The following is a 15,348-nucleotide window of genomic DNA, read 5'->3' as shown; positions in this document are numbered from 1 at the left end:
GTCCGACGTGCCGTGACGGAAGGGACAACCCCATGTACGCAGCGGTCACGCTGCTCGCCGCCAAGGGCATCACCGACCACGTCGCCCCCATGGACCTCATAGCCCGCGGTGGTCTCGACGTCATCGCCCTGCTGATCCTGGTCGGCTTCCTCTACCGGCGCCGCCCCAGCGCCCCCGCGATGCCGCTGGTCCTGGCCGCACTGAACGTCGGCCTGTTCGCCGCGATGAGCACCATGAGCGCCGGCAAGTTCCCTGCCGGGGTCGGCTTCGGGCTGTTCGGCATCCTCTCCTTGGTCAGGCTGCGCAGCGCCGCGTTCACCCTCCGGGATGTCGCCTACACCTTCGTCACCCTGGTGATCGCCCTGTGCACCGGGCTGCCCCAGCGCCAGACCTGGCCCGTGGTCGCGCTCGACGCGGTCGTGCTGGTGGCCGTGCTGGTGGTCGACGACCCCCGGTCCTACGATGCCCCGGCCCGGACCGTGAAACTCACCCTGGACCGGATCTACGACGACCCCTCCCTGATCGCCCCGGACGTGGCGTTCCGTTTCGGCCGGGAACCGCTGTCCGTGGTCGTCGACGAGGTGGACTACGTGCGCGAGACCACCCGCGTCTCCGCCCGCTATCCGGCTGGTCCGGCCGCATCCGGCACCGCTGCGGAAGCCGAACCGCGTGAGCAGGTGATGGCACCATGACCTCCGCGTTCCCGTTCGCGACCGGGCTGGGTCTGTCAGCCCTGCGGGGCGCGGCGCTGGGCGAGATCGACGCGGTGGCGGCCCTGCAGCGTCGCACCGACCGCAAGTACCTTGTCCCGCTGCACCAGGCGCGCGTCTTCGTCCGCCTGCTCGCCGACAGCCACCACGTACTGGACCTGGCGGGACGCCGTACGACGCACTACCTCAGCACCTACTTCGACACCGAGCGGCTCGGCGCCTGGCACGCCCACGTCCAGGGCCGACGACGCCGCTGGAAGGTCCGCACCCGCCTCTACGCGGAGGACGGGCTGTGCCGGGTGGAGGTGAAGACCAAGGACGGCCGGGGCGCCACGGTGAAGCACGCCCTGAAGGCCCCGGCCACCGCGTACGGCCGGCTCGACACGCGGGGCGCGGCGTTCGTGGACGACGTGCTGCAGCGGTGTGGCATCCCCGTCACGGCCGAGGACCTGATCCCCGCGGCGGAGGTTCGCTACGTCCGCGCCGCCCTCGCCGACCTGGATCACGGCACCCGCGTCACTCTCGACGGCGCCCTCTCCTGCCACCGTGGCGGCCGCGGCGCCGCCCTCGACCCCGGCCACGTGCTCGTCGAGACCAAGGGCGGTGTCCGGCCCGCACCGGCCGACCGGCTGCTGCTGCGCCTGGGCGCCAGACCCATCTCCCTCAGCAAGTACGTCATCGGCCAGTCCCTTCTCACTCCCGGCCTGCCCGACAACGACGTACGCCGTCTCGCCCGTGCCCACTTCACGGCGCTGACGCGTGCCGAACCGCTCTTCGAAAGGACCCCCACCGCATGAACGCCCCGCGCGGTATCACATGGCCCTACGCCGTGATCGCACTGCTCGCGGTCGCCGCCGTCGCCGTCGGCCTGTTGCGGCCGCAGCTGATCCCGACCGCTGCCGCCTCCGGCAAGAAACCCGGGGCCACCCGACGGGTCGAGCAGAACCCACCGCCCAAGCTGTTCACCGACGCCGAGATCGCCGCCATCGGCAAGCAGGCCGCAGCCCAGCGCGCGAAGGCGGACGCCCTCTTCGCCCGGTGGAAAACCGCGCACGGCACGGCCCGCGACGACAAGGCGTTCGCCGCCTGGGCCGCCCGGCAGGTCCCGGCACCACCGTCCGCGAAGCGGCGTACCGCCGAACTCCACCAGGTCCAGGCGCTCGCCAGGACCCGCACGGCGGCAGGGAAGAAGGCCGCGACCTGGCTGGAGCTCTACGGCAAGCAGGACATCTGGAAGCTCTACCTCCACGACCAGCGCGAACTGATGCCCGCAGCGCGGGGCGAGGCCGAGAAGGGCCGGCTCAAGGCCGCGCTGAAACTCGCCAAGACGATCACCGACCAGGTGGCGGCCAAGGACAAGCAGTCGGCCCCGTTCGTCCTGGACCCGACCCTGCGCCCGGAGAAGCACATCGAGCCCGGCGCGAAGGGCCCGTACTCCTACCCCTCCCGGCACGCCAGCCGCTCCGCCGCGGCCGTCACCTTCCTCGCCGCCCTCTCCCCGCACCGCGCCCAGGACTACCAGTGGATGCGCGCCGAGGTCCTCTACTCCCGCCTCTACATGGCCGGCCACCTGCCCAGCGACCTCACCGCCGGTACCCTCCTGGGCGACCTGACCGGCGACTACGAACTGGCCGTCAGCGGCCACTGACCCGTTGGCCGCCATCGGGAGCGGGTGGCGGTGCGACCCCGTCGCCGGCCGCTCCGGATCTTCCCGGCGACGGGGTCGGCACCGGGGCGGACCCGGAGCTGTGGCTGCCGGTTGAGGGGGCGGTGACCGGCTGAGGCTGCGGACCGTAAGCTCGGGGCATGGACGCGTGGGTGCCGTACCTGATGCTGTGCGGTGGGCTGGCGGTGGTGCTGGGAGCCCTGACCTGGCTGGCTCTGCGTGTGCGGCGGCGGGGTGGTGCCGGGGGCGTGCTGGCCGCGTACGAGGAGGCGTTCCGGACCACCGGCCATGCCGCGTACCAGGAGATCCGGGCGGAGGCCGAGCGGAAGACGCCCGCGGACTCTCCCGACGGGCCCTTCAGGAGGACACGGTGACGGACGGCGAGTGGTGGCCGGTGGCCGACACGCTCGGGTTCCTCGCGGGGCGGTGGCGGGTGACCCGTACCGTGCGGGATCTCACGGGCGCGCACGAGGGGTACTTCACCGGGCACACCGACTTCGGCCCGCTGGACGGCGGGTTGCTGCACGAGGAGGCCGGGGAGTTCACCTGGCAGGGCGTGACGCGGCCCGCGACGCGGACGCTGCGGTTCCTGGCGGGCGCCGAGCCGGGCACGGCGGACGTGCGGTTCGCGGACGGGCGCCCCTTCCACGACCTGGACCTGCGCGGCGGACGGCACGTCGCCGGGCACCCCTGCGCGGCCGACTTCTACCGGGGCGAGTTCACGGTGACCGACGCCGACCACTGGCGTTCGGTGTGGCGGGTCGGCGGCCCGGAGAAGGACCTCGTGCTCACCACGGACTACGTGCGCGAGGGCTGAGGCGACACCGCGTCCAGCCGCAGGGTCCAGCGCCCCGCGCGCCCGGCGACGGTGATCGTGGAGAGCGGTCGTACGTCGATGCTCCAGAAGGCGGACGGCGGCGCCTGGAGGGCGTAGACCAGGGCCGCGCGGATCACGGCCGGCTCGGCCACGGCCACGATGCGGGCATGGTCGTCGCCGGGCCGGGTGTCGAGCCAGCCGCCCACCCGTGAGATGAAGGCGAGCATCGACTCACCGCCGTGCGGGCTGGCCCTCGGGTCGGCGAGCCAGGCGTCCACCGCCTGCGGCTCGCGGGCCATCGCCTCGGCCAGGGTCAGTCCGCGCCAGCGCCCCATGTCGCAGTCGCGCAGGGCCAGTTGGGAGAGCGGAGCGTACCCGAGCGCGTCGCCGGTGGCGCGACTGCGCGGAGTCGGGGAGCAGTAGCGCAACTCGGCGGCCGCCAGCGGCAGCAGATACCCGACGACGCGCTGCACCTCGTCCCAGCCCGCCTGGTCCAGCGGCCGGTCGTCCTGGAACCGCTCCGCGTGCGACGGGGAACCGTGCGCTGCGGCCACGAACGTCACCCGAAGTGGCATGCGGTGATGGTGATCCCCGGACGGGGGCCGGTCAAGGGCCCTCACGCGGGCCGCTGCGAGGGTGACCGGAAAACACCACCCCTGGTGTCTCAACGCCCCCGTTCGGGCTGTGACTTGAGGGGCTTCACCGTACTTCGTCCCACGCCGACCGCAGCCGCCGCACCCCCTCCGCGATATCCCCCGTGCTCGCCACCGCGGCGAAGCTCAGCCGGATGTGCGCCGCCGGGGGTTCGGCGCTGAAGTAGGGCCGGCCAGGGGTGACGGAGATGCCCGCGCGCAACGCGGCGGCGGTCAGCGCGGACTCCGTGACGCCCTCCGGCAGCCGCAGCCAGAGGTGGTAGCCGCCGAACGGGATGTGCGGCAGGGCGAGTTCGGGCAGATGCAGCCCGAGCGCCCCCGTCATCGCCTCCCGGCGTACCGCCAACTCGGCCGACAGCGACCGCAGATGGCGCGGCCACGCCGGTGAGCCGACGAGTTCGAGCGCCGCCTCCTGGAGCGGCCGGGGTACGAAGAAGCTGTCCACGACCTGGATGGCGCGCAGGCGTTCCAGTACGGGCCCGCGCGCGGCGAGGGCGGCCACCCGGAAGCTGGGCGAGGTCGCCTTGGTGAGCGAGCCGACGTGCACCACGACACCGTCCGGGTCGTCCGCCGCCAGCGGCCGGGGCAGCGGGGGCGCGTCGGCGTGCGCGAGACGGCGCACGAAGTCGTCCTCGATGACGAAGGCGCCCGAGGCGCGGGCGATGCGGAGCACCTCGGCGCGCCGGCCGGGGGCGAGCACGGCGCCGGTCGGGTTCTGGAACAGGGGCTGGCACACGAAGACCCTGGCGCCGCTGGCACGGAAGGCGTCGGCCAGCAGGTCGGGGCGTACGCCGTCGGCGTCGACCGGCACCGGTACGGGCCGCAGGCCGGCGGCCCGGGCGAGGTCGAGCATGCCGGGGTAGGTGGGCGACTCGACCAGGACCGGCGCGCCGGGCGGGGCGAGCGCGCGCAGCGCGGTGGCCAGCGCGGACTGACCGCCGGACGAGATGAGCACCTCGGCCGCGGTGACGGACCCGCCGATGCCCCGGGCGAACCACTCCCGCAGCTCGGGCAGCCCCTCGAGCGGCGGCCTCCCCCAGGCGCCGGGCCGCCGTCCGGCGCGGGCGAGCGCCGCGGCCATGGCCTGTTCGGGCTGGAGGCCGGGGTGCGGATAGCCGCCGCTCAGCTCCAGCACGCCGGGCGGCGGCGCGGGCAGCGAGACCATGACTCCGGACGCGTCCACGGTGCGGGGCACGACGTCTCCGGCGGCGTCGGCGCTCAGCGCGACCTCCTGCCAGGAGGTGTCCCCGGCGGGCGGGGTCTCGGCACGCGGCCCCGCCCGGAAGGCGCCCGCGCCGGGCCGGGTGACGACCAGCCCCTCGGCGGCGAGCCGGGCCAGCGCGCGGGAGACGGTGACCGGGCTGACCCGGAACCGCTCGACCAGCGCACGGCTGGACGGGAGCTTTCCACCAGGTGAGTAGCGGTCCAGCTCCAAGCGCAGCTGTTCCGCCAGCTCGCGCACACTGCTACGCTCGTTCATGAGAGCACAGAGTAGCGCTACCGATACGACCGCGATAGCAGTCACCGCACCCCGCAAGCCCCTCCTCGTGGGCACCGGCCAGGCGGCCCTCGGTGTCGTCGCCTTCTCCCTCACCTTCCCGGCGACCGCCTGGGGTCTGGAGAGCTTCGGGCCCTGGTCGCTCGTGGCGGTCCGGGGCGTCCTCGCGGCCCTGGTGGCGGGAGCCTGCCTGCTGCTTCTGCGCGTGCCGCTGCCCGAGGCCCGCCATCTGCCGGGACTCGCCATGGTCGGGATCGGTACGGTGCTGGGCTTCCCGCTGCTGACCACGCTCGCGCTCCAGACCTCGACCACCGCGCACGCGGCCGTCGTCGTGGGCCTGCTGCCCCTGACCACCGCCGCGGTGTCCGCCCTGCGCACCGGCGTACGCCCCTCGCGCCGCTTCTGGACGGCCGCGCTGGCGGGCGCGGCGGCCGTGGTCGCGTTCACAGTCGTCCAGAGCGGCGGCGCGCTGACCCGGGCGGACGCCTACCTCTTCGGGGCGCTGCTGGTGTGCGCGGCCGGATACACCGAGGGCGGGCGGCTGGCCCGGGTGATGCCGGGCTGGCAGGTCATCGGCTGGGCGCTGGTGCTGTGCCTGCCGCTGAGCGCGCTCGGCACCGCGCTGGCACTGGGCCACGAACCGGTACGGCTCACCGCACACGGGATCGCCGGGGTGCTGTGGGTCGCGGTGGGCTCGCAGTTCGTCGGGCTGCTGCTCTGGTACCGGGGCATGGCGGCCGTCGGCGTCCCGCGGGCCAGCCAGTTGCAGTTGGCCCAGCCCCTGCTCACACTGGTGTGGTCGGCACTGCTACTGGGCGAGCACGTCCCCGCGGCGGCACCGCTGACCGCGGTCGCCGTGCTCGTGTGCATCGCCGTCACCCAACGGTCGTGACCGTGAGGAGGGCCTGACAATGCACGCGTCCAAGGGCGACCGCCTTGTCCAGCACGGACGAGTGGTCGGCCAACACGATCAGGTCACCGAAGTGGTCGAAGTGATCGGCGAGGAGGGCGAACCGCCCTACCGCGTCCGCTTCGAGGACGGGCACGAAGCCATCATGTCGCCCGGCCCGGACTGCCAGGTCCGCCACCACGAGGACGAGACGAGCTAGCGGAAGCACAACGGGGTCAGCGCGGGGGTCTCGCCGGCCGGCGGTAATGGTCGGCGACCACCCGCGCCATCGCGCCCAGCGGATCGCGGGCCACGTCCTGGGCGGCGAAGAACACATGCCCGCGCACCTGCGGATATTCATCGGCCAGGGTGAGATGCCGGGACAGTTCGGCGGGGTCCTGCCATGCGGGAGGCTGTCCCGCCGCGCCCACCTTGTAGAGCGCCTCCCCCACGTACAGCCGGGTCCCGGTGCCCGCGGCCTCGGCCGCCCACCAGTCGAGGAGCTTGGCGTAGTCGGCGGCCGGGAAGCCGATGTTCCAGTAGATCTGCGGGACGATGTAGTCGATCCAGTGCTCGCGCACCCACTTCCGGGTGTCCGCGTACAGGTCGTCGTACGTCTGCACTCCGGCCCGGGTGTCGGAGCCGCGCGGGTCGGTGGCCGCGTTGCGCCAGACGCCGAAGGGGCTGATCCCGAAGCGGGTGCCGGGCCGCACCCGGCGGATGCCCGCCGCGACCTCCCGCACCAGCCGGTCGGTGTTGTCGCGCCGCCAGGCGGCCCGGTCCTGGAATCCGCCCCCGTACGCGTCGTAGGCGGCGTCGTCGTCGAAGGTCTGCCCGGCGACCGGATACGGGTAGAAGTAGTCGTCGAAGTGGACCGCGTCCACGGGGTACCTGGCGACCGCGTCCAGCATGGCCACCCGGACGAAGCGCCGCACCTCGGGCAGGCCGGGGTTGTAGTACAGCTTGCCGCCGTAGGGCACCACCCACTCCGGGTGGAGCCGCGCCGGGTGGTCCGGGGTGAGCCGGCCGGGGTCGGTGTGGTTGGCGATGCGGTACGGGTTGAACCAGGCGTGCAGTTCCAGGCCGCGCGCGTGGGCCTCGCGCACGGCGGTGCCCAGCGGGTCCCAGCCGGGGTCGCGGCCCTGGGTGCCGGTCAGGTACTCGGACCAGGGCTCGTACGGCGAGGGCCACAGGGCGTCGGCGGTCGGGCGCACCTGGAAGATCACGGTGTTCAGCCGGCCGGCCACCGCCCGGTCGAGGTGGGCGATCAGCTCGGCCCGCTGCTCCTCGGGCGGGAGCCCGGGCCGCGAGGGCCAGTCCCGGCCCGCGACCGTGGCGAGCCAGACCCCGCGCATCTCCCGGCGGTGCCGCCCCGACGCGTACGCCGGAGTGCTCCCGGCCGCCGCCAGAGCGGCCAGCGCGCCCAGGGCGAGCGTCCGCCGCGAGACGGCCGCCACCGCCGTACGCGTCCCGGTCACCGCGCGAGCCGCCATCGCTACCTCCACGCTCCGAGTCCGCCCCGTGACGGACCGTCCCGGAGGCACGGCTTGTCCCTACCCCGTCGATCGATCATCGATACTTGGCGGTAACGTGCACGATCGGAGCAGGCACCGAATCCGGACGCCCTGCACGAGCCGGAGAACCAGCGAAGGGGACGATGTGACGGACTTCCGAGCCGGAGACATCTCGCGCGTCGGAGTCGTGGGCTGCGGCCAGATGGGCGCGGGCATCGCCGAGGTGTGCGCACGCGCGGGACTGGACGTGAAGGTCGCCGAGACCACCGGCGACGCCCTGGAGTACGGCCGTACCCGGCTGCACAACTCCCTCGCCAAGGCGGCCGAGCGCGGCAAGATCAGCGAGGAGGAGCGCGACGCGGCCCTCTCCCGGCTGAGCTTCACCACCGACCTGGGCGAGTTCGCCGACCGCGATCTGGTGATCGAGGCCGTGGTGGAGAACGAGCAGGTGAAGACGGAGATCTTCCAGGTGCTCGACCAGGTGGTGACCCGCCCGGACGCGATCCTGGCCTCCAACACCTCCTCCATCCCCCTGGTCAAGCTGGCGGTGGCCACCTCGCGCCCCGACCACGTGATCGGCATCCACTTCTTCAACCCGGCCCCGGTGCAGAACCTGGTCGAGCTGATCCCGGCCCTCACCACCTCCGAGGGCACGCTCAGCCGGGCGCAGATCTTCGCCGAGAAGACGCTGGGCAAGCACGCCATCCGCGCGCAGGACCGCTCCGGCTTCGTCGTCAACGCGCTGCTGGTGCCGTATCTCCTCTCCGCGATCCGCATGTTCGAGTCCGGCATCGCCAGCCGCGAGGACATCGACAACGGCATGGAGATGGGCTGCGCCCACCCGATGGGTCCCCTGAAGCTCTCCGACCTCATCGGCCTGGACACGATCGTCTCGATCGCCAACTCCATGTACGCCGAGTACAAGGAGCCCCTGTACGCCGCTCCCCCGCTGCTCCAGCGCATGGTCGAGGCGGGCCGGCTGGGCCGGAAGTCCGGGTCGGGCTTCTACTCGTACTGAGCTAGCTGTGTGGTGATCCCACACAGGCTGATCGCACACATGCTGATCGCACAGGGACCCGGCACTCCTATGAGTGCCGGGTCCCTGTGTTTCACACTCCGTGTGCGCCGGGGGCTCGCATATGCCGTTCGCACACGCTCCCCACGGGCCCACCAGGGCGGTTGACTCTCCATGCGCATGCAAGGGACGCGGAGTCGTCCCGTCCGACCACGGAAAGGAGTGGACCCGTGACCGTCGAACCGGAGCAGGCCGTGGTTCACGGAGAACTGGCCGAGTTACGCCGCCGCCTCGATGTCGCCTACGCGCGCGTCGAAGGCGGGCTGGCCCTGCTCAGTCACCGTACCGAGGAGACCGCCAAGGAGCTGGACGAGCTGAACTCCCGGGTGAAGTCCCTCGAACACGCCCGTTGGCCACTGACCTCGGTGGCCGCGCTCACCGCCCTGGGGGCGCTCGCCGTCGCCGTCTGGCAGGCGCTGGCTCACTGACCGTCTGCGAGCCGGAGATGGTGCAGCAGGAGTAACGCGGCCGCCATGTTGGCGGCCGGGACCTCCCCTCGGGCGATCATGTCGGGGACGAGTTTGAGCGGGACCCACTCACGGCGGTCCGACTCGAAGTCGTCCACGGGATGACCGGTGTACTCACCCTGATCGGACCAGTAGACGTGGTGCCGGGCGTCGGTGAGGCCGTTGGACGGCTCCACACTCATCAGGTGGTGCAGAGGCCCCGGCCGCCAGCCGGTCTCCTCCTCCAGTTCCCGCGCGGCCGCGGCCATGATGTCCTCGCCGTCCTCCACGACCCCGGCGGCCAGTTCCCAGCCCCAGCTGTCGGTGATGAAGCGGTGCCGCCACAGCAGCAGGACCTCGTTGGCCTCGTTGACCACCGTGGCGACGGCGACCGGACGGAGCCGGATCAGGAAGTGGTCCAGATGTGAGCCGTTGGGCAGCTCGACATCCGCCAGATTGACGCTGAACCAGCGATTCGCGTACACAGTTTGTTCGTTCTGTTTCGTCCACTGCACGGTTCTGCCACCTTCCGCCGAGTAAGTGGCAATATCGCAGCAGGGACTATTCCCGGCCTACAGGGCGCTCGTTCCGGCGGCGCGCGCCCCCCGCCCGCTACAGCGGGACGCGCAGCGCGCCGTCGATCAGTTCGGCCGCGTCCGCGGTGCCGGCCGAGCCGCAGCGCACCAGGTACTCGCGGACCGCCCGGAGCCGGTCGCGCAGTCGCTGGGACTCCATGCCGCGGGCCTGCTCGGCCATCTGCACGGCCGTCGCCACCGCCTTGTCGGCGTTGCCCTGCCGCAGCTCGATCGTGCTCAGCATCGCCAGCCGGTGCACCCGGCCCCGGTCGTGCGCCGGGGTGTCCACGGCCGCCGCCGCGTGCTCCCGCGCGGCCGACAGCTCACCGAGGCGCAGCAGCGCCTCGGCCACCTGGACGTTCACCAGGCCCGGCTGGACGTACCCCGTCTCGTCCGGCTCGGTGCCCGGCCGGATCTGCCCGGCCGCGGACTCCGCCCGCCGGATGCAGGACAGCGCGCCGCCCCCGTCGCCGAGGTGCGCGTACGCCTTGGCCTGCATCGCGTACAGGTCGGAGGCGAGCGCCGGGGTGATGTGGCGGCCCGCCGTGCGCAGCGCGGCCTCGGCGAAGGCGACCGCCTGGCGGTACTCCCGCATGAACAGCGACTGGTTGACCAGCAGCGCTATCACGTATGCCCCGAGCCCCCGGTCGCCGCTCGCCTTGGCCAGCCGCAGCGCCTGGTGGAAGTAGCGCTGGGCCAGGCCGTGGGCGTCGGAGTCGTAGGCGCAGATGCCCGCGATGGCGACCAACCCGCCGGTGGCGCGGTGCAGTTGACGGCCGGTGTCGTCGGGGTAGCTGCCGCGCAGCAGGGGCGCGGCCTCGGCGTTGAGGAAGCCGACGATGCGGGTGCGGGTCGCCACCCCGCCCGTCTTGCGGTACATCTGCTCGTAGTGGGCGCGGGCTGCCCGCAGGGTGCCGATGTCGGCCTCGGTGACCCGGAGGTGTCCGCCGCGCGAGACGTCGACGTCCTCCGGCGGGTTCTCCCACTCCCACACCGGCATCACCGCGGGCGTACCGGTGACGGCGGGGGCGCCCAGGACGTGCGGGCGCTGCTGTTCGTCCGAGCGCCACAGCGCGGTGGCCCGCTCCACGAAGCCGGAGAGCGAGCCGGCGTGCGCGGTGGCCGGTTCACCCGGTACGCCGAGACCGATGTCGTCCAGCGTGACCGGGCGCCGTAACCGTCCCGCGAGCACCTCGCAGATCAGGTCCGGCACCTGGCCTCTCGGCCGCTGGCCCTTCAGCCACCGGGCCACGGCGGTGTGTTCGTATCTGAGGGCGAGTCCCCGGCGGCGGCCCGCCTGGTTGACGTGGGCGGCGAGCCCGGCGTGCGAGATCCCCGCCTCGTCCAGGATCGCGTCGAGCAGAGTGTTGGGCTGCATGATGGCCCCCCGAGTGGCGTGGTGCCGTAAGCGTAGTGCGAACGGGTTCACACGGGGTGTGAACGGAGTGCGCGCATCCGCGCCCCGCGCGCACTGTCCGGCGCGGGGGCCGGGGCGCTTCACTTGGGTCCCCGCCTCACCAGAGGCGGGCCGGGCCACCCGCTCCCCCTCACAAGGCGGCGGCCCGGCCGAGCGCCCCCGGGCGTCGGGCGGAGCCCCGCACTCCCGCCGCCGCGCGGAACCGGTACCGCGTCGCCGACAGGGCCCTCGGGCCACCGGCCTCGCGTTCGCGCGGCGGCGGCGGCCGGGCACCCGGCCCGGCGGGCGCCGGGAACGGCGCCGGCCGGCCACGGATCGAGTCCGTGACCGGCCGGTGCCTTCGGCTTCTCGCGGGGTCAGCCGCGCAGCTCCGCGCCCGTGCGCTCGTTCGCCACGGCCACCGCGGCGTCGCGCGCGGCGGACGCCTCGTCCACGGTCAGCGTGCGGTCGCCGGCCCGGAAGCGCAGCGCGTACGCCAAGGACTTGCGGCCCTCGCCGAGCTGCTCCGGGTTCTCGTACACGTCGAACAGCCGGATGGACTCCAGCAGTTCGCCCGCGCCCTCGCGCAGCGCGGCCTCGACGTCGGCGGCGGGCACCGGCTTGTCGACGACCAGCGCGACGTCCTGCGTGGCGACCGGGAAGGTGGAGATGGCGGGCGCCTGCGGGGTGTCGTCGCCGGCCGCCTCCAGGGCGTCCAGGTCGACCTCCATCGCCGAGGTGCGCTCGGGCAGGCCGAGGGCCTTGAGCACGCGCGGGTGGAGTTCGCCGGCGTGGCCGACGACGCGCTCGGCGCCGTCCACCACGACCGCCAGCTCGGCGCAGCGGCCGGGGTGCCAGGGGCCGTACTGGGCCTTGCGCACGATCAGCTCGGCGCCGGCCTCGCGGGCGACCGTCCGGGCGGCCTCGACGGCGTCCGCCCAGTCGGCCGGGCGGCCCTTGCCCCACCAGCCGGCCTGCTCGCGGGCTCCGGTGAGGACGACGGCCACGTGGCGCGGCTGCTCGGGCAGTACGGCGTCCAGGCGGGCGATCTCCTCGTCGGTGGGCCGGCGGTCGACGGGCAGGTGCCCGGCGACGGCGGCGGCCTCGCGCGGCAGGAAGACCAGGCCGGTCTCGAACAGCGCCAGGTCGTGCGAGCCCCGGCCGTCGTTGCGGCGCAGCGCGCCCAGCAGGCCGGGCAGCAGCGTGGTGCGGAGCGCGGGCTCCTCGTCGTTGAGCGGGTTGGCCAGCTTCACCACCTGGCGGGCCGGGTCGCCGGCGTCCAGGCCGAGCTGGTCGAAGACCTGCTCGGAGACGAACGGGTAGTTCGGCGCCTCGACGTAGCCCGCGCCGGCCAGCGCACGCCCGATCCGGCGGTGCAGGCGCTGACGGTGGGTGAGGCCGCGGCCGGAGCGGGGCCTGGGCAGCGTGGAGGGCAGGTTCTCGTAGCCCTCGAGCCGGATGACCTCCTCCGCGAGGTCGTTGGGCTCGGTGAGGTCGGGCCGCCAGGACGGGACGGTGACGATCAGCTCGTCCTGCCCGTACACGTCGCTGCCGATCTCCTGGAGACGGCGGACGACGGTCTCGCGGCCGTAGGTGACGCCCGCGACCTTGTCCGGGTGGTCGGCCGGGATGGCGATCGTGCGCGGCGCGGACGGCGCGACGATCTCGGTGACACCGGCCTCGGCGGTGCCGCCCGCGAGGAGGACCAGCAGGTCCACGGTGCGCTGCGCGGCAGCGGCGGCGGCCTCGGGGTCGACACCGCGCTCGTAGCGGCGGGACGCCTCGGTGGACAGCTTGTGCCGGCGGGCCGTACGCGCGACGGAGACGGCGTTGAAGTGGGCCGCCTCCACCACGACGTCCGAGGTGGAGCGCTCGGTGTCGTCGTGGTCGGCGATCTCCGTGTTCGCGCCGCCCATGACACCGGCCAGGCCGATGGGGCCGCGCTCGTCGGTGATGACGAGGTCCTCGGCGTGCAGCGTGCGCTCGACCCCGTCCAGGGTGCGCAGCTTCTCGCCCTCCTCGGCGCGGCGGACCCCGATGGCGCCCTGGACCGAGGTGCGGTCGTAGGCGTGCAGGGGCTGGCCCAGCTCCATCATCACGTAGTTGGTGACGTCCACGGCCAGCGAGACCGGGCGCATGCCGACCTTCTGCAGGCGTCGGCGCAGCCAGATCGGGGACCGCGCCTCGGGGGTCAGACCGGTGACGGTGCGGGCGGTGAAGCGGTCGCAGCCCATCGGGTCGGAGACCTTCACCGGGTAGCCGTAGGCGTTCGGCGCGGGCACGTCGATGAGCGCCGGGTCGCGCAGCGGCAGGCCGTAGGCGATGGCGGTCTCGCGGGCGACGCCGCGGATGGACAGGCAGTCGCCGCGGTTGGCGGTGACGGCGATGTCCAGCACCTCGTCGACCAGCTCGAGCAGCTCGATGGCGTCCTTGCCGACCTCGGTCTCCGGCGGCAGCACGATGATGCCGTGGGTACCGTCGTCGCCCATGCCCAGCTCGTCGGTGGAGCAGATCATGCCGTGCGAGGTCTTGCCGTACGTCTTGCGGGCGGCGATGGCGAAGTCGCCGGGCAGGACCGCGCCGGGCAGCACCACGACGACCTTGTCGCCGACGGCGAAGTTGCGGGCACCGCAGACGATCTCCTGCGGCTCACCGGTGCCGTTGGCGGTGCCGACGTCGACCGTGCAGAAGCGGATCGGCTTCTTGAAGCCCTCCAGCTCCTCGATCGTCAGCACCTGGCCGACGACGAGGGGACCCTTGAGGCCGGCGCCGAGCTGCTCGACGGTCTCGACCTCGAGGCCGGAGTCGATCAGCTTGGCCTGTACGTCACGGCCGGTCTCGGACTCCGGCAGGTCGACGTACTCCCGCAGCCAGGAAAGCGGGACACGCATCAGATCTCCATCCCGAACGGCCGGGTGAACCGGACGTCACCCTCGACCATGTCTCGCATGTCTTCGACGTTGTGGCGGAACATCAGCATCCGCTCGATGCCGAACCCGAAGGCGAACCCGCTGTACTTCTCCGGGTCGACACCGCAGGCGGCCAGCACCTTGGGGTTGACCATGCCGCAGCCGCCCAGCTCGATCCAGCCCTCGCTGGAGCAGGTGCGGCAGGGCCGGTCGGGGTTGCCGACGGACGCGCCGCGGCAGACGTAGCAGACCATGTCCATCTCGGCGGACGGCTCGGTGAACGGGAAGAAGTTCGGCCGCAGCCGGGTCTTCATGTCCGGGCCGAACAGCGACTGGACCATGTGGTCCAGGGTGCCCTTGAGGTCGGCCATGGTCAGGCCCTCGTCCACGGCGAGCAGCTCGACCTGGTGGAAGACCGGGGTGTGCGTGGCGTCCAGCTCGTCGGTGCGGTACACGCGGCCGGGGCAGATCACGTAGACCGGCGGCTCGCGGTCCAGCAGGGAGCGGATCTGCACGGGCGAGGTGTGGGTGCGCAGTACGACACCGGACTCGGTGCCGCCCTTCTCGTCGCGGACGAAGAAGGTGTCGGCCTCGCCCCGCGCGGGGTGGTCGGGGCCGATGTTGAGCGCGTCGAAGTTGAACCACTCGGCCTCGGCCTCGGGGCCCTCGGCGACCTCGTAGCCCATGGCCACGAAGACGTCCTCGATGCGCTCGGAGAGCGTGGTCAGCGGGTGCCGGGCACCGGCGGGGACGCGGTCGTACGGCAGGGTGACGTCGACGTCCTCCTCGACCAGCACCCGCGCGTCGCGCTCGGCCTCCAGCTCCGCCTGGCGGGCTGCCAGCGCCTTGTTGACCGCGCCGCGGGCCATGCCGACCCGCTTGCCGGCCTCGGCCTTGGCGTGCGGGGGCAGGGCGCCGATCTCGCGGTTGGCGAGGGACAGCGGGGAGGCCGGGCCGGTGTGGGCGACCTTGGCCTCGTGGAGCGCCTCGAGGGAGTCGGCGGCACGGAAGGCGGCGAGCGCCTCGTCCCGCATACGCTCGATCGCTTCCGGTTTCAACGCCTCGACCTCGACAGGGTCGTACGACTTATTCGGTGCCGACATCTCTTCCCGTGCTTCCGATTGGGTGGCTGGTGGTCCCGTCACCGCCCGAGGGGGTCCCGGCGGGCCGCGTACGGACACAAAGGTGCCAGGGGCCGAG

The 15,348-nt window shown here is 73.1% G+C and carries 16 protein-coding genes; 9 read left to right on the top strand and 7 right to left on the bottom strand.

Going from position 1 to position 15,348, the window contains the following annotated elements; genetic code table 11:
- Positions 1-32: 32 nt before the first annotated feature.
- The 5 genes from EV284_RS30075 (at position 33) to EV284_RS30055 (ending at position 3,193) form a co-directional block, all read left to right on the top strand.
- Positions 33-692 carry a DUF4956 domain-containing protein gene (locus EV284_RS30075; RefSeq protein WP_130339732.1) on the top strand — a complete coding sequence of 220 codons (660 nt, stop codon included), beginning with the start codon at positions 33-35 and terminating at the stop codon, positions 690-692.
- The gene (locus EV284_RS30070) at positions 689-1,507 is read left to right on the top strand and encodes a VTC domain-containing protein (protein ID WP_130339730.1); all 819 of its coding nucleotides are present in this window, start codon (positions 689-691) and stop codon (positions 1,505-1,507) included. Before EV284_RS30075 ends, EV284_RS30070 begins: the two co-directional genes overlap by 4 nt.
- Positions 1,504-2,358, top strand: a complete 855-nt coding sequence (locus tag EV284_RS30065) for a phosphatase PAP2 family protein (protein ID WP_130339728.1) — start codon at positions 1,504-1,506, stop codon at positions 2,356-2,358. The genes EV284_RS30070 and EV284_RS30065 overlap by 4 nt, the downstream gene beginning before the upstream one ends.
- A gap of 158 nt (positions 2,359-2,516) precedes the next feature.
- The gene (locus EV284_RS30060) at positions 2,517-2,750 is read left to right on the top strand and encodes a hypothetical protein (protein ID WP_130339726.1); all 234 of its coding nucleotides are present in this window, start codon (positions 2,517-2,519) and stop codon (positions 2,748-2,750) included.
- A complete protein-coding gene (locus EV284_RS30055; RefSeq protein WP_130339724.1) occupies positions 2,747-3,193 on the top strand; it encodes a DUF6314 family protein in 447 nt (148 codons plus the stop codon). The genes EV284_RS30060 and EV284_RS30055 overlap by 4 nt, the downstream gene beginning before the upstream one ends.
- On the opposite strand, the gene EV284_RS30050 is transcribed toward EV284_RS30055, so the two are convergent.
- Together EV284_RS30050 and EV284_RS30045 are read right to left on the bottom strand one after the other, a co-directional pair.
- Positions 3,175-3,768, bottom strand: coding sequence for a histidine phosphatase family protein (locus tag EV284_RS30050; protein ID WP_130339722.1), 594 nt, complete (start codon positions 3,766-3,768; stop codon positions 3,175-3,177). The genes EV284_RS30055 and EV284_RS30050 overlap by 19 nt on opposite strands.
- A gap of 124 nt (positions 3,769-3,892) precedes the next feature.
- Positions 3,893-5,326 carry a PLP-dependent aminotransferase family protein gene (locus EV284_RS30045; RefSeq protein WP_207229172.1) on the bottom strand — a complete coding sequence of 478 codons (1,434 nt, stop codon included), beginning with the start codon at positions 5,324-5,326 and terminating at the stop codon, positions 3,893-3,895.
- Here EV284_RS30045 and EV284_RS30040 point away from each other — a divergent pair.
- Positions 5,325-6,236, top strand: coding sequence for a DMT family transporter (locus tag EV284_RS30040; protein ID WP_130339720.1), 912 nt, complete (start codon positions 5,325-5,327; stop codon positions 6,234-6,236). The two genes, EV284_RS30045 and EV284_RS30040, sit on opposite strands and share 2 nt — an antisense overlap.
- 19 nt (positions 6,237-6,255) lie before the next feature.
- Positions 6,256-6,453 carry a DUF1918 domain-containing protein gene (locus EV284_RS30035; protein WP_130339718.1) on the top strand — a complete coding sequence of 66 codons (198 nt, stop codon included), beginning with the start codon at positions 6,256-6,258 and terminating at the stop codon, positions 6,451-6,453.
- A 16-nt stretch (positions 6,454-6,469) separates the two neighbouring features.
- Here the strand turns inward: EV284_RS30035 and EV284_RS30030 are convergent, their stop codons facing one another.
- Entirely contained in the window at positions 6,470-7,726 is a 1,257-nt protein-coding gene (locus EV284_RS30030; protein ID WP_130339716.1) for a family 10 glycosylhydrolase, read from the bottom strand.
- 166 nt (positions 7,727-7,892) lie between these two features.
- On the opposite strand from EV284_RS30030, the gene EV284_RS30025 reads away from it, so the two are divergent.
- A complete protein-coding gene (locus tag EV284_RS30025) occupies positions 7,893-8,765 on the top strand; it encodes a 3-hydroxybutyryl-CoA dehydrogenase (RefSeq protein WP_207229171.1) in 873 nt (290 codons plus the stop codon).
- A 227-nt stretch (positions 8,766-8,992) separates the two neighbouring features.
- Positions 8,993-9,250: a hypothetical protein gene (locus EV284_RS30020; protein WP_030812856.1), complete on the top strand. Its 258-nt coding sequence runs from the start codon at positions 8,993-8,995 to the stop codon at positions 9,248-9,250.
- Here the strand turns inward: EV284_RS30020 and EV284_RS30015 are convergent.
- The 4 genes from EV284_RS30015 to pheS form a co-directional block, all read right to left on the bottom strand.
- Positions 9,244-9,783 (bottom strand): NUDIX domain-containing protein, encoded by a 540-nt coding sequence (locus EV284_RS30015; protein ID WP_130339714.1) that lies wholly within the window; start codon positions 9,781-9,783, stop codon positions 9,244-9,246. The two genes, EV284_RS30020 and EV284_RS30015, sit on opposite strands and share 7 nt — an antisense overlap.
- A 97-nt stretch (positions 9,784-9,880) precedes the next feature.
- Positions 9,881-11,221, bottom strand: coding sequence for a transcriptional regulator (locus EV284_RS30010; RefSeq protein ID WP_130339712.1), 1,341 nt, complete (start codon positions 11,219-11,221; stop codon positions 9,881-9,883).
- Positions 11,222-11,616: 395 nt separating this feature from the next.
- Positions 11,617-14,130: a phenylalanine--tRNA ligase subunit beta gene (gene pheT / locus EV284_RS30005; protein WP_130339710.1), complete on the bottom strand. Its 2,514-nt coding sequence runs from the start codon at positions 14,128-14,130 to the stop codon at positions 11,617-11,619.
- Positions 14,130-15,251, bottom strand: a complete 1,122-nt coding sequence (gene pheS, locus EV284_RS30000; protein ID WP_130339708.1) for a phenylalanine--tRNA ligase subunit alpha — start codon at positions 15,249-15,251, stop codon at positions 14,130-14,132. The genes pheT and pheS overlap by 1 nt, the downstream gene beginning before the upstream one ends.
- Positions 15,252-15,348: the final 97 nt, after the last annotated feature.

Source organism: Streptomyces sp. BK022, from assembly GCF_004217355.1.
GTDB lineage: Bacteria > Actinomycetota > Actinomycetes > Streptomycetales > Streptomycetaceae > Streptomyces > Streptomyces griseoluteus.
This window is presented reverse-complemented; position numbering and strand designations above follow the sequence as displayed.